The sequence below is a fragment of the Desulforamulus aeronauticus DSM 10349 genome (assembly GCF_900142375.1).
Classification (GTDB): Bacteria; Bacillota; Desulfotomaculia; order Desulfotomaculales; family Desulfotomaculaceae; genus Desulfotomaculum; species Desulfotomaculum aeronauticum.
Genome location: NZ_FRAR01000005.1, coordinates 1 through 20,942, shown reverse-complemented (window position 1 = coordinate 20,942; position 20,942 = coordinate 1). Strand labels below are relative to the sequence as shown.

The window sequence follows — 20,942 nt, the reverse complement described above, 5'->3', positions numbered from 1 at the left end:
CACCCTTAATTAATTAATTGACGGGATAAACGTTCACTGTCTATGATAAACTGTTCCGACTTCCTGCAGCCTTCCTTAATAACCGCCAAGGCTTCTTCCTTACGGCCCACTTCGGACAGGACAACAGCCAAGTCATAATACGGGTCCATACAGCTTGCGTCGGTCAAAACCGCCGCTTTTTGCAACAGTTTGATTCCTTCTTCCTGGTTACCCAGGCGGAATAAACACAGGCCTTTTCCTTTGAGGGCATAAACCGAATGGGGCTCCTTCTGAAGCACCTTTTCGTTTGCTTCCAGAGAAAGACGGTAGTTGCCCAGCCTGAAACTTACATAGCCATACAGGTTCAACAGCTCAAGGTCGTTGTTCGAATCCTTTCTTTGCAGGGCCACACTCAGGGCAGTTTCGGCCAATTGCCAATAACCCTGCTGAATATAATTCCGACCCATGGCTATCAGTTCTTCGATGTCCTTAATCCCTTCAAACACCTTAATCCTTTTCTGAGCGGCCTGATGATAAGAGCAATACCGGTTTTCCGCGTGGACACTCCCTCCCATGGTCAGCCTTGAATTGGAACACCCGCCCAAACAGTTGTCCCCGAATCGGCACTTTTTGCAGAAGCCCTGCAGGTCTTCCTTCCGCATACTGCGGTTCCAGTTGAAGCTGTCCGGGTTCTCCCAGATTTCTTGCAAAGGAGTATTCCTAATATTGCCTTCAATAAATTTAGGATCTCTGATGGAAGTACAGCCTAGAATATCACCGTTATGCAGAATACCGAAAGAGTATTTTCCGGCGGTACATTGCCGGCAGTAGGCACCCGCGCTGCCCATCAGCTCTATTTCTTTCAGATTGTAATATCCGACACAATCACTCAACAAAGCCTTTATTGAAGATTCCTGCCTGCATCGGTAAGCCAGATCAATAATGGTATCCACATCAGCTGGTTCAATGACCAGATTGCGATGTTCACCCAGATTGCCCATGGGAAAGCCTATTTGAACCTGCCATTCCCTGACACCTCTGCTCACCAGTTCTTTTTTTAGGTCTTCCAGCTCACCCAGGTTCATCTTGGTCACCGTAGTTATGGCTGTGGCGTTCATGTTCCTGCTAAGGCATAACTCTATGGCCCGCATGGTCCTCTGATAAGATCCACTCTTGCGGATGAAATCGTGGCTTACCTGCCGACCGTCCAAGCTGAAGCCAATGGTGTCAACTCCCGCTTGAATGGCCTGCTCCAAGATTTCCTCGTTAAAAAGCCAGCCGTTGGTGATGAGATTGGGAACCACACCAACTCTGCTTAGTCTTCCGGCAATCACATGCCAGTCTTTCCTAGTGGTTGGCTCACCACCGGACAAGGTAACCCAGTTGAGCCCAAGTTCTCCGATGGCATCACACAACTGGAGGGCCTCTTCGGTGGTCAACTCGCCCGGAAGAGCATCATGGCAGGAAGATCCACAGTGCCTGCAGCGCATGTTGCAGCCCACGGTAATTTCCCAGACCGCTGTTATTGGCCGGTTAATTATCATTTGGGTATCTTCCACCCTAGGCGTCCATGAATCGGTACACCATACGCTAGATACCCTGCTATTAATGGTTTAGCGGAGACACCGCCAGCTACCCCTTCCAGTTGGTCATCTGTCAATTCATCTGCATTGCCTGCCGGTATGATCAGGTGCAAAACCTTTATGTTTTCCACATGAACCTCTACTTTGGTATCCTCCGGGAATGCCACGCCCAATTCCTTTTCCAGAGCCGCCTTGGGGTCGCTGAGTAAGGCCAGCCGGAACTCTTCATCTTCACCGGCTTTTTTGGCAATTACTTCATTGAGTTCAAGAGTCGATAAAACCTTCGTTTCCATATCCTACCTCCATCAAATTATTTTTCTTCTTTTTAGGTAGAGTTGAAGCCACAAATGCCTAAAGGTTTATGGCTTCAACTCTGATTATTTAATAATTACCAACCGCGAAAAACTCGTCTGGCCACACTCCTGACCCCGCTCGAAATAGCTCTCCTTACATGCCCGCCGGTCATATCATCAGTGACTGAAGCCAATGTCGCCACTGCCGCTGCTGTAGCAGTAGCAGAACCACCGGCTACACCTTCCAGGGCTTCGTCGGAAAGCTCACCGGTTTCACTGAGTTTATTTACCTCGTTAGCAAAGGTCGCCAATTCTTCCAGGGTAAACTCCAGTCCCTCCCCTTTTAAAAAGCTTTGCGCCTCTTCAGGGGATTCCAGTTCAAAAAGCTTTTCTGCCAAACTCGGGTCAGCATCAATTTTCGCCTTTAATTGCTCAAAATTTGTTGCCATTTTTTATCCATCCTCTCTTTTTAACAAAATTTTGGGGGACGTATTTTTCTCAACCCTCCTTCTACGTAATTATTTATGTAACTCATTTTTAGCCAAAGCTGTCAGATTGGTTTTAGACAAACGTAAGAGCATATCATATCTGCCTTGGGCAGAATAAATATCTGGGTTTTTGCCGGCAAATTTTTCAACGTTTTCGACTGCATTTTTGACACAGGTTTTTAATGCACCAAAAGCTTCTTCGGATAGCCATTTTTTAAGTAATGGCTGAGCCTTCCTCCCGGCCTGAATGCGGGATAGTTCTCCAGGCCCATAAAGCAGAGAAACCAGTCGGCCCTATAGCGCCCGACAGCGGCCGTAATGCCCATATAATCAGCGATAAACTCATCCAGCAGGTGATTCCTGGCAGAACCAAAGAAGCGCTGGGTAAAATAATGGGTGGCTTCGTGTTCCCGGCGGATAACCAGAGACAGTTTACGCCATTCATCCTCCGCCAAGCCCAGCATATCTGCCGGTACACCACTGTATTCAGCGTTAGTCAGGATTAAAAATACATCCTGGTATAGCTCTCGATGAGCTTTCAGATAGTTAAAATCAAATTCCCGGCCGCTGCTTCGTTTATATCGGGCCACCCGGTCCCAATTGTTATATCCCTTAATCATATAGGCACCCAGGGAAGACGGGATGGCAGCCGGTTCATTCCGGTGATAAAAAACCTGCACCAAGGTCTCAAAATCCCGGCGTTCTGAGGCTTCGATTACGGGAACCCGGCCCGCCAAAGTCTGATAAAGGTAAACCTTGAGCCCGGAGGGGTTCTCCAGCCTGATGCCGTCATCCGCTTTAAATTCTGTGGGCTTAACCCCTCTGCGGACTGCCTGCAGGTAATCCGAGTCGGAACTCATTCCCTCCCGAACCGGGAAACAGAGTTGGACCAGCCTTTGGCGCAAGGTTTCCAGGACACCCTGGCTGGGTATCTCCCTGAGATACTCCTCCCACGCCTGTACGAAAGGTTCATCCGGAGGCGGTATTTCGTTCCAGGTTAACAGCTGGGTATGGTTAAAAGTATTTTCCTGTAGAAACTTTAACTCCGGTGTAACTTTCGACACCTCTTTCTTCCGGATATCTATTTCAGCATCTGCTTTGCAGTTTTCTATTTACTTATACAAGCGGGCGCCAGATGTATCACATTTTTTAAGACGATTTTCTGAAGTTTACGTTTTTTTGTCTTTTCTCTCGAATATTCCGTTCGGATTGACGCCGCCGGCCACCATATCCAGGTCATCGTCTGCCAACTCGTCATTAATGTTTGGGGGGCTTTCCGCCAGTGTTTTTGCTAAAAACAGCAATTCTTTGGATTCCTCATCCCAATCCTTGTATTCGGAGGAGTTAACCGGCTCACCGGATACAATTTTATCTACAGCCGCAAGAAACGATTCCAAATGTTTTTCCTTCATTGCTTACACCTCGAATTATATTTCCGGTTCGTAAACCGCGCCTTGTTCCTTTAAGATATCCCGTAACTGCTGCAAGGCCCGGTACAGAATAGTCCCCACATTGCTTTCCGTCAAATCCAGCAACCGGGCAATTTCCCGGTTGCTTTCACCGGCGCCGAATTTCAGGGCGATGATGTTTCTTTGTCGCTCATCCAGCTTCAGGGTCGCCTGAATCAGCATTTCTTTTAATTCTTTTTTTAAAATCGCGTCCTCCATCCGGTAGTTGAGATCTACCCGTTCCAGGTCGATGGAGGTATGTCGATGATTTTTCTGACGGTAATTACGAATGGTGTTGTTGGCTATGGTATAGAGCCATGTGCTGAGTTTCGCCTTGGCCGGGTTATAGGTGTGATATTTCTCCAGTACCTTGGCAAACACTTCACTGACCAGATCTTCCGTTACGGCAGGATCACCCACCCGATAAAAGGTGTATTTATAAAGCTTTACGTGGTATTCACGATAGACTTGGGAAATGATATCCGATTGGTCTGCCGGCATCTGGGTACTGCTGAGGTCGTTCACGCCCTGCTCACCTCTTTCCTTTGACACAAAATCTTTGGCTAAGCCAGCTGTCTTTTTACCAGCTGGGTAAACAAACCGCCTTGATCAAACAATTCCTGATAGCTGCCCTGTTCCACGATTCGTCCTTTGTCCATCACAAAGATTTTATTGCAGTTGGCAATCGTGCTTAAGCGGTGGGCAATCACGACCCGGGTTGCGCCTAGCCCGGCCAGGCTCTCACTGACAATCTTTTGGGTTTTATTGTCCAGCGCGCTGGTAGCTTCGTCGAAATAAATGATTTTCGGTCTGGAGATAATCGCGCGGGTAATGAGCAGCCTTTGCCTCTGCCCGCCCGACAGGGTTCCCCCGTCTTCACTGACCATGGTATGCATCCCCATCGGCATGCTTTTGATATCTTCTTCCATCCCTGCCATACGCGCTGCCTGCCAGGCGTTATCAATAGTCAGTCCGGGGTTGGCGGCCACAATATTGTCGAAGATACTGCCGTACATCAACTGCCCGCTTTGCAGAACAACCCCCAATTGGCGGCGAATCGAACGAATATCTACATTTCCCAAATCATGCTGGTCATAGAAGATCTGGCCGGATTCGGCTTTTTCAAAGCCAAGCAACAATCGGAACAAGGTTGATTTTCCACTGCCGGAAGATCCGACGATGCCGACATAGTCGCCCTGCTTTATCTCCAGGACCACATCATCCAGAATCAGGGGCCCTGCCGGGTGGTAGCGGAAATTCACATGACTGATCTCAATATTGCCTGCAAGTTCACCCGGGTCGGTCTTTTCCTGGTCAAATTCGGGTAGCGTCTCTAAAATCGGTTTGGTTCTTTCGTATAAAGGTTTAATGATATTGAGTTGAAGGATCACGCCGGAGACTTCCAGCATCGCACCCAAGTAGCTGGAAAAAGCCGCATGAAAGGCGATAAATTTGCCAGCCCCCAGGTTGATGCCATTCAGCTTGATCAAGGCGAAAAAGATGAACCCGGTGGCTATGATATTCATCATGGCATTAAAAACCGCCATTTTATTGCCCAGCGTCTCTTTGCGGTAAGTAACCTTCCTGACCTGGCTGAAATCCCCGGCCCACTGATGGAAAGCTCGTTTTTCGGCTCCAGAAGTTTTTATTTTGCTGATGCCGGTTAACAAACCGAAAACCTTGCCGGAAAGGGTGTTGTTTAAATCAATCAACTGGCGCTCATAGCGGATTTGCAACCAGCCGAACAAAAGGGATACCGCCATGATCAGCGCCACAATCGCCGTAGCGATAAGTGCCAATTTCCCGCTGTAATAAAACAGCAAAATAAAGTAGAATACTGCAAAAATTCCTGATACCAGGGAATTCACCGCTGCTCCCGACAGGATGCTCCTGATTGCGCTGATTCCCATGGCGCGGCCGGCCAATTCTCCCGCCGTATATTCTTTAAAGAAGGGTACCGGCAGACTCAGCAGACGATCCCAAACAGCGGCCTGCAGGTCGGCCTCTGTCCGTCCTTCGATACGGTGCAGAGCAAAAGACCGGGTTAAATTAAAAGCAAACGTTGTCAGAGCGATGGCGATGAGTAAAAAGCCGATTTGGCTTAGCAGTACTTTTTCACCGTCGGGAATCACGCTGTCAAAAATAATTCCGGTCACTACCGGCGTCAAAGCGCCCAACAAACCGCCCAACAACCCCATCGCCAGTACAGTAACTGCGTCCGATTTCCAGATTCCGTCAGCCAGATACCGTAACAGGTCTTTATACCCGACAACTTTAGGCGGCAGAGGACGATAAAAGGTATCGGCCTGCGCCTGAAGAGTTTCTGCCACCACCTGATCTACCATAACTTGGCTGTCGTCAGCCGGATCGTATAACTTGTATTTCACAGGGGATACGGGCAGTAAGGCTACCGGTTGTCCGTCAGCCTCCCGGTAAGCCAAGAGCGCCCCGTTGTCTTCTTGCCACCAGTTCTCTTTTAAAATGATTTTCCGGGTCCGCATTTGGGAGGCCCGGGCGATATCACCCAACAAATCCTTTGATGCAGCATTGCCTTTTCTTAATCCAGGTGATGGCAGAATGATTATTTTTTTTGCCTTGCCCACAGCCGCGCAGGCCTTAAAGAGAAGGTTATCGATTAGTACTTCTTCTGTAGCCATATCGCGCGGCACCTTAAAATTCAGGGTATTGGCCAATTTGGTCAAACCGCTGTTCATCAGGGTATCATCGTTAGCTTTTTTTACTTTATTTCTCAGTACTTCTTCTGTCTTTTTCAAAAGCAACTACTCCCTTGCGGGCTGTTAAGCGCTAATCAATTGAGCGTAAAGCCCCCCGGCATTTTTCAATTCATCGTGGGTGCCGCGTTCGGCAATCTTTCCCCGATCCAAGACGATGATTTCGTCACAATCCCTGATGGTGCTCAGGCGATGGGCCACAATCACACAGGTACAGCCCCGCCGGCGTATATTCTCGTCAACCAGTTTTTCCGTATGAACATCGAGAGCGCTGGTTGCCTCATCCAGAATCAAGATGGCCGGATTCCCGGCTAACGCCCGGGCAATTTCCAATCGTTGCCGCTGGCCGCCGCTGAAATTGGCCCCTCCCTCGCTTACTTTATGGTCATACCCCTTATCCCGCAAGGTAATATCATCATGAATGCAGGCGTCTTTGGTAGCCCGGAGCAGGCTGAATTCCGAGATGGTGGAATCCCACATGGTCAGATTTTCCCTGATGGTACCGTCAAACATAGTGATATCCTGATCGACAACTGCCAGGGAGTTGACGATGACACTGCGCGGTAGGCTCTCCCGCTGCTTTCCGTCAAAGAGGATTGCTCCCGACCAGGGACGGTAAATTCCGGCGATTAGTTTGGCAATGGTACTTTTCCCACTGCCCGAACCTCCCACCAGGGCCACCCGCGAACCTGGGTTGAGACTGAGGCTAAAGTGCTCAATCAATGGTGGATCCCAGGGATTGTAGCCAAAGGACAAATCTTTTATTTCTATAAAACCCGCCAGCCTTTGGTAAGCATCATCTTCTTTTTCTGTCTCGGCCTCGCGAATGACGTTTTCATCCAGATTATATTTGAAAACGTCCTCCAAGCGGTTGATATCACCCTGTACCTCTTTGAGCCGCATGCCCATTTGGGTCAGTCCGTTGACCGGCTGCATGAAGCTGGCTAACAGTCCCTGGAAAGCAATTAAGGAACCGATGGTTAAGTGCCCGCTAATGATGGTCAGACCTCCGACAAACAGGATGATTACATTGGCAAACTCCGATAGAAACTCCGGGAGCTGCAGCAATATCTGGGTGGTTTTCCCCAGACTTTGCTGGGAATTGATCTCTTTGGCGTGATAGCCCGACCATTTGGCAAAAAAGTCCGACTCCGACGCGGAAGCTTTCAAGGTTTCGATGATGTACAAGCCGGAGATGGAAAAGCCCATGACCTTGCCTCGATCTTGTAGCAGCTTAGCGTTTAACGTCTCGATTTTATTGGATGAATAAAGCAGATAGCCGATATTTACAGCAGCCAGCAGCAGGGAGATTAGCGCCAGCGGTACGCTGAACTGCAGCATAACCAGAAAATAAAAAACAATGGTCAAAAGGCCGATGGCTGTTTCAGCCAGTTCCCGAGATAAAAAGCCAGCTACCTCATCATTGCTTTGCATGCGGTTGGCAACATCTCCGGCTGAGCGTTGTTGGAAAAATTCCACCGGCAGACGGAAGATATGCCAGAAGAACTTAGCGGCATTGCTGACGGCCGTTTTGGTTTCCATTTTCAGCAGGTAATACTGCTGCAAGGCAATCAACACGCCTTGCACAACAGCCGCCACGCCCATCGCCCACAGCAAAGGTTTCAGCCAGTCGCCCTTACCCTCCAGTAAAATATCGTCAATAAAAATTTTGCTGAAAGCCGGCACCAGCAACCCCGGGATGACCATGAGCAGTCCGATGATAACCAGATAAAGGATGGCGCTTCGGGAACCGGACAGCCACTTGCGCAAAGAAACAATGAAGCTATTTTTCTCGCCGCCGGGTTGAAATGCGGCACCCGGTACAAAGGTTAAGATTACGCCGGTAAACGCCAAATCAAACTCCTCTTCGGAAATGATTTTAGGACCGCTGCCGGGATCATTAATATAAACCTGATCTTTAACAAACCCTTCCAGCACCACGAAATGGTTAAAATTCCAGTGAATGATGGCCGGTAGGGGCATGGTTCTCAAGTCTTGAGGTTCTTTGCGGAAGCCTTTGGCTTCAAAACCGTATCTCCGGGCAGCTTTTAAAATGTTGCTCGCCTTTACCCCATCCCGGGTAACCCCGCAGTCAACCCGCATTTGCTCCAAAGGCAGATATTTTTTGTAATAAGCAAAAATCATAGCCAGAGAAGCCGCGCCGCACTCTACCGCTTCCATCTGCAAAACGGCCGGAACTCTTTTTACTTTTGGTCTCGCCAGCAAAGTCATCACCTCACACTAGATGGGCAAAATCTTTTTGATAAAAGGTATAATCATGCTGATTGGCCTTTTTTGCTCAACCTTTACTTCCCCGTTGCAGAAAGTCCCATCATCTATGACAATGGCCGGCCCTTGCGGGGTGGACCATTTATAGCCGCTAATGGTACCGCTGTCCATAATCAGCTTTACCCGCACCTCAATCGTTGCATTATTGCCCGACAACTGCTGCACCAAGTCAGGGTTGCCTAGGGTCAGCGCCATTCTTTGGGAACTCGCTGGATACTCCGAGACCGACACCACATTGCCCAGCATAAAACCTTCCTCTTCCTTCTTCACGGTACTCGGGCTGATATTCACTGCCATGCCGGGTATGATTCTTTTTCCCTTCTCCACCGGAACATAAAGAATGGCCTCCAGGGAATCGGTTTGTTCATTTTCTTCTGCGATGGTGCAGATAACACCGCCCGCCTGCAGCATATCACCTTTCTTGAGCTTCATTTCCAGCACCCTGCCGGAAACACCGGCGATCACATCATTGTTGTTTAACAAGTCTCGCTGCATCTTTTGAATATTGTTTTCCAGATCAGCAATATAAACGGTAATGGTATATTTCAGCCTTTGTTTTTGGGCTGCAAAAGCGGCTTCAGCCTCTTTCAACTGGGCTAAAGGAAGTTCATTCAACTTGTATTTTTTGGTATTGTAGACCCGGTTCATGTACTCTTGTTCCACTTCGATCAGTTCATCTTGGGAAACAGCCCCTTGGTCATATAAAGTTTTGTAATTGTTGTATTTTCTCAGACCGGCCTCGTATTGTGCTTTGGCCAATTCCAGCTCATTTTCGTTATTGGCCTTCTCCGATTCATAATGTTTTTTTTGCGTATTTACGTTGGCCTGGGCTGTCAGGTAGTCTCGATAAATTTCGCTAAACTGACTATATAGATTGATCGTAAGCTGGTTGCCGCTCAGTTCCAGCTTATCCAGGTCAATTTTTTTCGCTGCGGCGAGATTTTCTTTGCTCTTATTGATTTCCGCAGCCAAGCCGGTTTGCTCTATCCGGGCGATCACCTGCCCTTTGAAAACCCGATCGCCGTCACGAACACTGACATCGGTAACCTGACCGGCCGCATGATGCGCCACGCCGGTAATCCCACCACCAGAAATAATAATCCCACTGCCGACCGCCTTATCGGAAATTCTGCCAAAAATTCCCCACAGCAAGCCTGCCAAAATCAACAATCCCACCGCGACCAGCGCCATCCAGCCGATGGGGGAAACAACCGTTAATCGTTGATCCAGTTCTTCGGGAGAGGATAAACGATCCAAAGCTACTTTTCGGAAAATCTTGTTTTCTGACATATTGAATCCTTCCTTATATCCACCGATTCAATCCGTATACTGGAAGTGGCCGTCAACAACGACTTTGGTATAAATATTCCGACCTTCAATTTCCCCGTTCTCATTAAAACTGACTGTCCCTGAAACAGTTGGCCAGGGCTCCATTTGCCGCAAATAGTTAGCCAATACTGCTGGTGAATAGCTTTTGGTTTCAGCCATCGCACGTGCAATCAGCTGCAGCGATTCATAGCCCTGAATGGCCCAGACATCCGGCTGTTCATGATATTTGGCCTGATATTTTTGCGTGAACCCTGCCATTTGGCTTCTGCTGTCATCCGGGCTGTACGTCGTGACAATCACTACGCCTTCAGCTTTCTGCCCAAGTTCGTCAATAAAATCGGCTACATCCAGTCCATCAGCAGCTATAACGGCGGCATCCCGGTTTATTTGCCTCAAACGGCTGATAAAGCTTGCTCCCTCAGGCATATTGAGCGCCACCAGCACCGCATCAAAATCCAAAGCCTGCCATTTATCATGGGCGCTTTGCAACTGTTCGCTGGTTACCAAGCCACATCTTCTGTCGATCACGATCAGGCCGTTTTCCTGGGCTTCTTCATCAATAGCCTGCGCCAGGTTTTCCCCGTACGAACTTTCTTCATAGCAAATCACTACCCGGTTATATCCTTGGCTTTTGGCATAAGCGCACATTTTTTCGGCAATCTTTTTATCACTGGTGATGCTCTGGAAAATATACTGATACCCCTTTTGGGTTAACTCCGGATTGGATACGGTGGGTACAATGGTTAACAGTTCGGCTTCTTCGTATATTTTGGCTACCGGCAGGCAGATATCGGAATACCAATGTCCTATCACCGCAAGGACACCGGTTTCCCTGCTGAACCGCTGGGCTAGATCAACAGCCGTTTTAAAGTTCGCTTGGTCATCCACGATTGCCAACTTGATTTTTTTACCGTTGACACCCGCCGTATTAATCTCGTCTAGGGCGAGGTTGATGCCCTGCAGAAATTTCGTATTTTGTTTGGCAAATGCCAACGGCACAGGCACCGCGACAACGATCTCGTTCGCTTTTTTCGCCTGCTTCTCCCTTTGCACGGCTAATTCGCTGGAAGAACAGCCTGTCAGGACAAGTAGTGACACAATCCATAGGATAATGACTTTTTTTATTTGCTTCATATGAAAGACCTCAATTCTCCTCCTTGCCGTGCGTCGGCTCAAACCTGGTAGAAAGGATAAATACCAATAATAATAGCAAGATACCCAGTGAGATAAGACTAATTCCCATTCTCGTACCCAGGGATAAAGCCAATCCATAGATCATCGGTCCCGCCATTCTGCTTAGATTAACCATCCCGCTGAAATAAGCGATTCCCTGATGGATTGACAAATCCCTAACTCCTTTTAAAGTAAGAAAATAGGTGGTCTTTAGTGAAACACTGAAGCTCTCGGCAATACCCAATAAAATGATCGTCGCCAAGGCTGCGGCAATCGTGCCATAAACAATAAATACAGTCAGGGCACAGATCACAATGCTCATGGATACAACCATTCCCTTGATACTACCTAGCTTTTTCGCAGCATAGCCGGCTAAAACCGGTCCCAAATAGATAATAAAAAGACCATTTAACAAAAATCCCCTGCTGATGTCGCTCTGAGAAAGGCCGTTAGCAGACGCAAACAAGGGGAAATAGTAATCCAGAAACGCACCGCTGATAAAGTAAGGGATAAATATACACAGGAGGAATAAGAGAGTCTTCTTAGCTGTGATAAAATCAGTGAATTTTTCCCAAGCGGAGGCACTGCCGGCTGCTCTTTCTTTAATCTCCAACGCAGTCATAAAACGTCGGACAAAAATAAACGGGACAATAACCAGGACAGCTGATACATAAAATACTGCCCCGTAACCGATCCGATCCGCCAGCAGTCCACCGATGACAAGCCCGCAATTCAACCCTGCTATCGCACCCGCACTGTATTCCGCAATGGCTATGTTGGGTTCCGGCAGGGAAACCACCAAACCGCGTAAGGCCATCAAAATATGCCCTAACCCCCAACCGGCTATCCCCCGGGAAATTACAAACAGCAGTTCATTCACACTAAATCCTGCCAGCAAATTCCCCAGTGCCAGAAGCAGCGTTCCAGTATAAAGGACTCTCCGCCATCCCCGCTTAGTAATCGACCAACTTGTCAGAAAGATGGCCAGAATTCCCCCCAGCATCTCCGCTGAGAGTGGCAGGCCCAGGATCACGTCCGTAGACAATCCAGGGACAGGTTGATAAAGATCTTTCATGACAATTGGCACAAAGGTGATCGACATACAGGCACATAGGTTCACGAAAAAAACTAACGATCTTATCAGCCCACGGCCGATTTTAGGATTGGCATCAATGCCTTGATCTGTGGCTTGGGTGGGACCCCTGATCATCATCACGACGACCGCCAGCAAAGTAATCTCTACCATGAAAAATATCGAGATAACCAGTACTGTCAACATATCCAAAAGGACCTTAAAGATTTGCTGATTCACATAATCATCAGAAACGGTAACCTGAACTTCCTTCGATGGTGGAGACCCCTGAGTGCCTGATTCGACAATACGAATATCATCAATCTGCGGTAAGCCAGTTTTTATCGAATCGAGGTATTGATCAAACCCCGTAATATTTTCCAGGCTGAGCCCTTTGGCATAGATATCGTCAATATTTTTTTGCACGATGTTTTGGACAAAATCCCTGCTGGTATACGCCATGTCCCTATAGGCGCTGGTAAAAAGAAAATAGTTTACACCGGTACAGGTAAGCTGAGCTCCGCCGATTACCATAACGAAGACGATTAAGATTTTCTTGTTTGTCAAGTACTCCTTCTGAAACAATTTGGCTCTAAAAAAGATGACGGCCAATAACAGCAGCGCGATAAGTGTGACACCTGCCGACCAGGCAGCCAAGTGTCTTATGAAATGACTGTTGAACTGTAAAAAAGTGCTCTTGGGGAACACCATAACTAAGTCGGCAGAATGCGTTGGGGAGTTATGATCAGATGGAGTCTGATTAATTCCGATAAATAGGTAAACCTTCTCTTGATAAAAACGATAGCTTAGATTTTCTTTGACAAAGCCTTGCTGAAAGACAGCTGCCTTCAGAAGTTCACCAGGCAAGTGCCGATCCCGGACAAAGCCCCTTAAATCGTATAAAATATCGCCTTGGGGAGAAACAATGTTAACCTGTTCCAACTCGGGAATAAAGTCTTTTAATTGATTCAGGGTATCCTGCATTCCGTAATAATTATCAATCGGTTTGCCGTACCCAAGTGCGTATTCAATTTTTCGGACAAACTCACTGCCTGCCACCGAATAGGCATTGACGAGAGAGTGATTATAATTGGAGGCAAAAGTCATATAGTTGACGAAGCCGGTAAAAGACATGATCGTCATTAACAGCCCAACAGCTATGATGAGCACTTTTTTAACCAATGGCTCAATCCCCATTCAGCGGCATCATTTTTTCCTGCCTAATTATAAAGAAACAGCTGCCACCAAAACTGCCACCAACCGAATAAATCCTGAAGCTCTTGTTTGATCCTGCTTTTCGGGCAGAAAAATAGCTATCTTCATTGATATTGTTCGAAGTTTGGCTCATAATAAAAAAATGGCAATTAATAAGCGGGGTGATGCGGATTGAAATATATGACGCCTAAAGAGGTTGCTGAAAAATGGGGCATTTCTCAGCGCCGGGTACATACCCTCTGCCTGGAAGGTCGCATCAAGGGAGCGGAACGCCATGGCTGGACCTGGATGATCCCGGAAACATCCCAAAAACCGGCGGATGCCAGGACCAAGTCCGAACGCATTCGCCAGCCAAAACAAAACATCCCCACCGTACAAAGTTATCCTGACCGCTCCGGGGCGGACGCTGCAATTATTCCCCGTTCCCGCCTGATGAATAAGCTTTGTCCTCCCGGCAGTAAGCTCACTTACATCCATGCGGACGCCGGGCATGGGAAAACTACCCTTTTGGCACAATACGCTCAAAGCCACAGGGATGTAGTTTGGATCACTTTGGACGAAAGAGCTAACGATCCCCTGTTTTTCCTGCCCCATCTGGAGACTTCCCTGCGGAAAAGGCTGGAACGTTTTGATTTTTATACAACAGACTATATCCCCTTTGCCGGAAGAGATACTTTTGTTGCTACCGTTTTGTCCTCCCTGCTGAAAGCTATCGGTAAAAGAAAATTATCCCTTTTAATGGATGACATCCATGTGATTCATAACGATACGGTAATCAAACTGCTCACCGCCCTGGCTGTGGCCTGTCCCTCCAATATCTCTTTGCTTATGGCCAGCCGCTATGAGCTGTGGAGCAGTCTGCTACCGTTAAAGATGGCCGGTGGAATCGCCGAATTTACTCGGCATGACCTATGCTTCAGCCGCGAGGAGGCTGAGCAGTTGTGGGGTTTCTTCGATGAGGATATCTACGCCGCTACCGAGGGCTGGATTTTGGCCATCCAATCCTACCGCCTGGCGACAAAAGACGGTAGGATGCTTGCTGCATCGCGCCAGCAGGCAGATCAGGATCTTTACCGTTACCTGTTGAACGAAATTTTACAGCAACTGCCAGCGCAAACGCAGTATTTCCTGAAAGCAACATCCGGTCTGCCCATACTGGAAGCTGGGCTCTGCGACACGCTGCTCAATACCGATAATGCCCAGGAACTATTGGAGAGCCTGGTTCGCCGTAATATTTTCACGGTACGGGTTGCCGCCAGTTCTTATCGCTGCCATGCCCTCTTCCGCGCATTTTTACAGCAAAATGACGAAGGCCTGGGCGATAAAGTCTTGCGCCAGGCCATGGAATATTTTTATACCACTAAGGATTACACGCAGGCCGCCGATTATGCCCTGCTACTACGAGATACAAACGCTGTCCAGGACTGTATCGGCGCCATTCTTGCCAAACCCTTTACCTGGAACCGGACCCGAAATTTGAAAAATTACCTCGACTTTCTGGAAAAGCAATCTGTGGATTTATTCCCCCGAACAATGCTGGCCAAGGGCATGATTTTATCCGATCAAGGAAATTTTTATCAGGCAGAAAAATATTTGCGTTCAGCTATTCCTCAGTTGAGCGGCGACGATCAAAACCTTTACCTGCACGCCATGACCCATATGGCCAGGGTACTGCGCAACAGGGTTTCCATCGAGGAAAGCACCCGCTGTCTCGATAGCCTGCTCCCGTTGCTAAAGGGAGCCCCCATGCAGGATTGGTACGGCGTGATGATTGAGAAAATCTACAACCTTACGCTGACCTCCCACCTCTCCGAAGCCTTGGAACTAATCGAAAAAATGATGGAACAATGCCTGGCGTCCGGCGAACTTGGTGTCAAAGCCTGGTTCGAGCGGTATTTGACGGTGGTTTATTTTTACATGGGCGATTATGGCAGCTGTGCCAAGGCGTACGAAAAGTCCCTGTCTATCCCCCGGGAAGAACAGGACTGGCTGATGCGCCACAGCGTCGGTGCTTATGCAGCCAAGGCTTATCAGGTGACCGGCCAGGAAGAGAAAGTACTGCCTATTCTGAAAGCCGAACTTATGCGCTTAAAGGAATTAGGACTCTATGAAGAATACAGCATCATTTACCTACTTCAGGCAGAGATTCTCCATTCTACGGAACTCTTAAAACACTACCAGGGAAAACCTGCCTGTTTTTCACTCATTGATCATTATCTGAATCTTGCAGAGGAATATTCCCTTTTAAACCGCAGTACCCGCGATCACCTTTTGTTTGTGCGCACCTGGCGGCTCAGTTCACTCTTGGTAGCCCGGTCGGAGAAAGCGGGTCAGTACATTGAGGAAACTCTTTCCCTTCTGGAAAATACCACGCCTTTTTTCCAATCCCTAGCCTGCGGTCGCATGGCCAACGCTCTAGATATCTTGGGGCAGGACATTGAACAATGCAAGCGTCTTTTTAAACAATCCATCCAAGTCGGGGAAGAGATCGGAAGCTATGCCTATACCACCATCGCTTATGGAAGACTGGCGGCCATTTATCTGCGGGAAGGGGATCGGGATACGGCAAAGGAATATACCCGGCGCTTTTTGGAGCTTTCCCGTAAGTACAGCCACCATTATTACTTCCGCTTTCAAACGATCTTTCATTCTGTGATGAAGCTGGCCGAGGAGTCCGGCATCTGTCCGGATTTCACCCGCGAAATGCTTGCCTATGGCGGCTATGTGGCCAAACGGGTCTATATCCATACCTTGGGAAGCTTTTATATCGCCCCCACTCACGACAAAGAAGCCCATGTCAAAATCCGAACGCAGAAGGCGCGTGAACTCCTGGCCTATCTGCTGGAACACCCCAAGGGCGTCACCCGCTCGCAAATCACTGCCGATTTGTGGGCAGACAGTGAAGCCGATGTGACCAACCTGTTTCACACCCGCAGGGGAGAAATCCGGAGTGCTTTCGAAACCTTAGGGGCGAAAAATCCTATCTTGTATGAAAACAAGAGATACCGCCTGAACAGGGAGGAAATATGCTGCGACCACGATCTGTTCCGGCAGGCGGTGAAAGAATTCCGCCAACTGGCCACACCCGAAAATGCGCAAAAGGTAGTGGACCTCTATACCGGACGCTACCTGGATAATCTGGAAGCACTGTGGGCAGAAAATTCCCGGTTACATTGCGAGGACAGCTTTCTCGAGGCAGCCGAGGCTCTGTTGGCAATCTATCGGACTTCAGGCGAGAGAAGCAAAGCCGTAGAACTGCTCCGTCATTGCACATCTTTAAGTTACCACGGACACCGCTATGATACATCAACCGTTAACGGCAACCCGCTAAAATAAGGGTTACAGTTGTTATTTTTAAAAAATATTTGAATTTTTTGGGATTACTTTCGTGTTTGCTTTTTCATGCAACGCTAGTGATTTTTCGGTAACTTTTTAAATTTTTGCAGGGCACTTAAGATTAGAAGAGAATACTACAGTAAAGTGAACGTGAAAGGATGAACATACTATGGAAGAAAATCAAGCATTTGAATTAAATTTATCTGAGGCTACCATGCAGAAATTGGAAGACTATGCAGAGCAAAAGGGTTCCACTCCCGAGGACGTAGCCGAATACATTATCTACGAATTTCTCCGTAACCAACTGCATGTCATTGAAAAAAGATCTGAGGAAACCGGTGTACCTGTGCAAGAATTAATCAATATGCAGTTTGAGCGACTGCTGGACTATCTTATAAGCCAAGGTAATAACTAAAGATCAAAGAGTGCCAAGGAACCTTCTCCTTGGCACTATAATTTTACAACAATCTAGAAAGGACCCTGGGGCTAATCATGAATGATAAGAAATGTGAACTGATTGAAAATATAGATAAGCTACATACTACAGAAATGGGAATTGACCGTATTAAGAAAAATCTTTCTTTAGATGTGAACAATGTGGTTACATGGTGCAGTGATAAAATACAAAAACCAAATGCGACTATCATCAGAAGGGGCAAAAACTGGTATATAAATATTGATGACTGTGAAATAACGGTAAATGCTTATAGCTATACCATTATTACTGCCCACAAGCTAAAACAGAATTGAATGGTGTCAAAAGAACCGTCCCTCTGACACTCTGGAATGATTGAGAATGGAGATATCGAAAGTACATTGAGCTTGAAAAGGTAGGTAATAAGCCAGAAAGTAACGGCAACTACTAACCGGGGAAGTTGCTATGAGTCACTGTTTTTCTCGATATTGGCTTTACGATTTCCAATATAATAGCCACAAAATAATAATATTAATTGAATTAAAAAGATAAGTCCGATTGTAGTGTTGTTAAAAAAGAAACCTTGCAAAGGAAGTGTTGATGCCCAACCTAAGAGATGGAGATAAGTTCCCTCGGGTATATTGATTCCTACAAAAAAAAGTATGGGTAAAAGAGAATATAATAGACATCCTACAAATAGATGAGTAATTCTTTTATACCCAGCCAAGTAAGAGACCGTGAACCAACAACATAAAAAAAAGGATGAAGTAAGCACATTAATACTCTCAATTACCCCAACTCTTCCTTGGGGAGTTTCATACGCATTAGAAATAAAAAATATACTAATTAACACCAATGCAAAAAACCATAACATTGACTTTACAAGAAATTTTAAGCGTTGATTTATCATGATTTGTCCTTTCCTATAATCTATATCCCTCGCACATTGTTAATATACGAGGGATATAGAAATTTAGTTCCTAGTAGCTATCGGGTTCTCCAACTTCCTCAAAAAATAGGCCAAGTAGACCAGTAGATGTTTTCTGAGCCCTTCTTAAACAGCTACCAGTGGCTAAGTCCCAGTTAGTCTGATCATTATTATCGTCAACGTCATTTAGCCAATCTTCAGCATATTCAGCAGCTTCATCACAAAAATCCCAGGGTGAATCAGCGAAGCCATAATACCCTGACGCAGTAGCTTCATAATACTCTTTTACTTCATTTACGTATCCTTCATAAGTAGTATGGTTAGAAGCTCCAGCAATTTGACCAGTTACATGGTGTGGTTCATTGCAATCTTGTAGGTAATGAAGGGCTTTCCCTAACTCGTACATAGACTTATGTGTATCAGTTCCCCAATAGTCAACAGCAGCATAAAAATGGTCCTCGCACAAATCTGCTGCAGATCTACTCCCCCCAAGATAGTTCTCGTTCGTGTCTGGGTCGTGGAAATGATAAAGCCAAGCATTGCTTTCCCCGTCTAAATCTGCATCATCGCTGCCTTTATATAAATCTGATCTATAGGTATTTGCCCAGTAATACCAGTTGCTATTTCCATCTTCGTTAAGTTTATCTTTTGCCTTCCATGTAATCCATCTGTGTGTGCTGTTAGCTGTAGCATAGTAATCATAGTCGGATGTAAATTGAGGACTAATATCACCTGATTGTGAACTTTCTTTGGCAATTTCATCTAATGTTTTTCCGAATTCCTTTATTTCTGCAGCTCTTATTGCTTCTTCATCAATTGATTTGATTACCGGTTCTTTTGCATTTTCCTTTATCTCTGATAAACGTTGTTGTCTTCCTTGCTCAGGAGTTTCTTCTTTTACTTTGTCCTCACGATGGTCTGAATGTTTCTTCTTATTATATACAGCTTCAGTTACTGATTCATCCTGTTGTTCCCTTATAGAATTTTCATCAATCAATTCAGTTTTTAGTTTCTCTTGGCTAACTTGTTGACTAGAGACATCTTCTTTAAGAGTATCATCTTGTGGGATTGAAGCAAAGGCTACTCCATTTAAAGAAAACATTAATAATAAAACTGTTACTAATCGAGTAATCTTAACTCTCATTGGTATAATATCTCCCTTCAAATTTTATATTATTACCCATAAAAAGCAATATATATTTCTTTTTATGGACTTATTCAAAAAATACCCCCCTTTCAAAAAAGAATTCCTCGAAAACCCTGGAGTCCATGCAATCAAAACGTTGGCGGAATCCACACTTTTGGTTTACCCCCCAGAGAACTCGTTGTAAGATTTACAATATAACACTTGACATATGCGGATCACCTTAATAATCGCGAAGAACGGATTTTATTCCGTAACTTTGAGGCTGAAAGCGACAATTATGCTACATATGAACTCCTTGACAAATGGGATATTAACGTGATCATTGCGCTGAATCCAATTAATTCTGGCAACCGGAAACTACTCTCACTGTGGATAAGAACGGCGTCCCCCTTTGCCCCGGAGGGCATGAGATGGTTTATTGGGGGGGTTGCGGCGAAGACTGCTAAGGAAAATGAAGAAGCGTACGGCGGCAGAGCGTGTCAACAACCGCATTTTGCATCACTATGGACTGGAAAACTCCAAAGCTCGCGGCAAAAATTCTTTGCCACTGTAGCGGCTTTCAACATCCATTTTGATGCACAGCTTGCTGAGCTGAAAACTACAGGATTGTTTGATTTCCAAGGCGTTTTTGGCGTGAGCGCCGTCGCCTAATACTGTGGATTCAATACGGTTTTTTAAAATCTGCCAATGGCAGGTTGTTGCCGTGCCTTTTTTGCCGATACGAACTGTTTCCTTGCCTTGTTTGTTGGATTTTTGAAAATCTCACCTTTTTCACCCGTTTTTCTTCACGAGTTTTCGAGGATACTCTCTAATAGTCTCTCGGCAAATACTTTCATTGCCTATTCTAAATTTCCTGGGATAGACGTCCATATGGTGACTCGTATCATCAAATAACAAAACCATATATAGAAATATAAGCATTACTACATATAGAAATAGCAATATTGCCATTATCCAGAAGTATCATTTCTTAAAATTTTAATAGAACTATTCTATCACTATTGATTAGATAATTTTTAAGAACTATGTCGATAAAATAATTAATATCATTATTTTATATTTATTTATAAATTAAATTGTCCTATTTTATCTAGTAGTGGCATGTTATAGCCAACAAAGACATGACTCTACATAATCGGGTAGGAGGCTACCCATTAATTGAGTAGCCGACCTCCCACACCACCGTACGTCAGACTGTCTAACAATTGATTGCTGAATACATCTTAAAACGTAGGTTTTATGCAATTTTGCTCAAATAAACATCCTGTATATTAGATTTCAAACGAGCTGGATCTCTGAAGAGACGCATGAGCTCCTTCACTCCTTTTATTTTGATCATTCTCTTAAGATTATAGGCAAGACAAATCAAATTGGTCTCAATGCCTACTGATGCCAACCCTCGCGTTAAAAAGTATGTATAGCCCAAGTGGCGTTTTATCGTCCCGAAAGGGTGCTCAACTATAGCCGCCCTTTGCTTATAAATATTACTTTGATTACGTATATTTTCGGCAATCT

The 20,942-nt window shown here is 46.1% G+C and carries 17 protein-coding genes; 4 read left to right on the top strand and 13 right to left on the bottom strand.

Annotation, left to right across the window (positions count from 1 at the left end):
- Positions 1-5 precede the first annotated feature (5 nt).
- From BUA78_RS01385 to BUA78_RS01335, 11 genes are all read right to left on the bottom strand, one after another.
- Positions 6-1,523, bottom strand: coding sequence for a radical SAM/SPASM domain-containing protein (locus BUA78_RS01385; RefSeq protein ID WP_238456676.1), 1,518 nt, complete (start codon positions 1,521-1,523; stop codon positions 6-8).
- On the bottom strand, positions 1,520-1,855 hold the full coding sequence (locus BUA78_RS01380) for an NHLP leader peptide family RiPP precursor (RefSeq protein WP_072910498.1): 336 nt from the start codon (positions 1,853-1,855) through the stop codon (positions 1,520-1,522). Before BUA78_RS01380 ends, BUA78_RS01385 begins: the two co-directional genes overlap by 4 nt.
- Before the next feature lie 95 nt (positions 1,856-1,950).
- Positions 1,951-2,304: a Nif11-like leader peptide family RiPP precursor gene (locus BUA78_RS01375; RefSeq protein WP_072910497.1), complete on the bottom strand. Its 354-nt coding sequence runs from the start codon at positions 2,302-2,304 to the stop codon at positions 1,951-1,953.
- Between the two features lie 218 nt (positions 2,305-2,522).
- Positions 2,523-3,407, bottom strand: coding sequence for a DUF7005 family protein (locus BUA78_RS01370; RefSeq protein WP_072910496.1), 885 nt, complete (start codon positions 3,405-3,407; stop codon positions 2,523-2,525).
- 105 nt (positions 3,408-3,512) lie between these two features.
- Positions 3,513-3,740, bottom strand: a complete 228-nt coding sequence (locus tag BUA78_RS01365; protein ID WP_139257214.1) for a hypothetical protein — start codon at positions 3,738-3,740, stop codon at positions 3,513-3,515.
- 30 nt (positions 3,741-3,770) lie between these two features.
- On the bottom strand, positions 3,771-4,316 hold the full coding sequence (locus BUA78_RS01360; RefSeq protein ID WP_084082264.1) for an RNA polymerase sigma factor: 546 nt from the start codon (positions 4,314-4,316) through the stop codon (positions 3,771-3,773).
- Between the two features lie 38 nt (positions 4,317-4,354).
- Positions 4,355-6,565, bottom strand: a complete 2,211-nt coding sequence (locus BUA78_RS01355) for an NHLP bacteriocin export ABC transporter permease/ATPase subunit (protein ID WP_072910494.1) — start codon at positions 6,563-6,565, stop codon at positions 4,355-4,357.
- 24 nt (positions 6,566-6,589) lie between these two features.
- A complete protein-coding gene (locus BUA78_RS01350; protein WP_338011587.1) occupies positions 6,590-8,749 on the bottom strand; it encodes an NHLP family bacteriocin export ABC transporter peptidase/permease/ATPase subunit in 2,160 nt (719 codons plus the stop codon).
- 15 nt (positions 8,750-8,764) lie between these two features.
- Positions 8,765-10,102 (bottom strand): NHLP bacteriocin system secretion protein, encoded by a 1,338-nt coding sequence (locus BUA78_RS01345; protein WP_072910493.1) that lies wholly within the window; start codon positions 10,100-10,102, stop codon positions 8,765-8,767.
- A 27-nt stretch (positions 10,103-10,129) separates the two neighbouring features.
- Complete coding sequence (locus BUA78_RS01340) at positions 10,130-11,239, bottom strand: ABC transporter substrate-binding protein (protein WP_175548949.1); 1,110 nt, start codon at positions 11,237-11,239, stop codon at positions 10,130-10,132.
- A 46-nt stretch (positions 11,240-11,285) separates the two neighbouring features.
- A complete protein-coding gene (locus tag BUA78_RS01335) occupies positions 11,286-13,568 on the bottom strand; it encodes an MFS transporter (RefSeq protein ID WP_072910491.1) in 2,283 nt (760 codons plus the stop codon).
- Positions 13,569-13,781: 213 nt separating this feature from the next.
- Here BUA78_RS01335 and BUA78_RS20535 point away from each other — a divergent pair, with 213 nt between their 5' ends.
- The 3 genes from BUA78_RS20535 to BUA78_RS01320 all read left to right on the top strand — a co-directional run bounded on the left by BUA78_RS20535 (position 13,782) and on the right by BUA78_RS01320 (position 17,687).
- Positions 13,782-16,937 carry a winged helix-turn-helix domain-containing protein gene (locus BUA78_RS20535; protein ID WP_238456685.1) on the top strand — a complete coding sequence of 1,052 codons (3,156 nt, stop codon included), beginning with the start codon at positions 13,782-13,784 and terminating at the stop codon, positions 16,935-16,937.
- A gap of 169 nt (positions 16,938-17,106) precedes the next feature.
- Positions 17,107-17,352, top strand: a complete 246-nt coding sequence (locus tag BUA78_RS01325) for a hypothetical protein (RefSeq protein WP_072910490.1) — start codon at positions 17,107-17,109, stop codon at positions 17,350-17,352.
- A gap of 77 nt (positions 17,353-17,429) precedes the next feature.
- Positions 17,430-17,687: a DUF3781 domain-containing protein gene (locus BUA78_RS01320; protein WP_072910489.1), complete on the top strand. Its 258-nt coding sequence runs from the start codon at positions 17,430-17,432 to the stop codon at positions 17,685-17,687.
- Positions 17,688-18,332: 645 nt separating this feature from the next.
- On the opposite strand, the gene BUA78_RS01310 is transcribed toward BUA78_RS01320, so the two are convergent.
- Complete coding sequence (locus tag BUA78_RS01310; RefSeq protein ID WP_072910487.1) at positions 18,333-19,424, bottom strand: phospholipase C/P1 nuclease family protein; 1,092 nt, start codon at positions 19,422-19,424, stop codon at positions 18,333-18,335.
- A gap of 204 nt (positions 19,425-19,628) precedes the next feature.
- On the opposite strand from BUA78_RS01310, the gene BUA78_RS20450 reads away from it, so the two are divergent.
- Entirely contained in the window at positions 19,629-20,078 is a 450-nt protein-coding gene (locus tag BUA78_RS20450) for a hypothetical protein (protein WP_072910486.1), read from the top strand.
- A 586-nt stretch (positions 20,079-20,664) separates the two neighbouring features.
- Here BUA78_RS20450 and BUA78_RS01300 read toward each other — a convergent pair.
- On the bottom strand, positions 20,665-20,942 hold a 278-nt coding region (locus BUA78_RS01300; RefSeq protein WP_175548947.1), incomplete at its 5' end, for a transposase.

Bases quoted from the DNA above. Each gene is read 5' to 3' on its own strand.
- BUA78_RS01385 (WP_238456676.1), bottom strand. From the start codon at position 1,523: ATGATAATTAACCGGCCAATAACAGCGGTCTGGGAAATTACCGTGGGC.
- BUA78_RS01380 (WP_072910498.1), bottom strand. From the start codon at position 1,855: ATGGAAACGAAGGTTTTATCGACTCTTGAACTCAATGAAGTAATTGCC.
- BUA78_RS01375 (WP_072910497.1), bottom strand. From the start codon at position 2,304: ATGGCAACAAATTTTGAGCAATTAAAGGCGAAAATTGATGCTGACCCG.
- BUA78_RS01345 (WP_072910493.1), bottom strand. From the start codon at position 10,102: ATGTCAGAAAACAAGATTTTCCGAAAAGTAGCTTTGGATCGTTTATCC.
- BUA78_RS20535 (WP_238456685.1), top strand. From the start codon at position 13,782: ATGACGCCTAAAGAGGTTGCTGAAAAATGGGGCATTTCTCAGCGCCGG.
- BUA78_RS01325 (WP_072910490.1), top strand. From the start codon at position 17,107: ATGGAAGAAAATCAAGCATTTGAATTAAATTTATCTGAGGCTACCATG.
- BUA78_RS01320 (WP_072910489.1), top strand. From the start codon at position 17,430: ATGAATGATAAGAAATGTGAACTGATTGAAAATATAGATAAGCTACAT.
- BUA78_RS01310 (WP_072910487.1), bottom strand. From the start codon at position 19,424: ATGAGAGTTAAGATTACTCGATTAGTAACAGTTTTATTATTAATGTTT.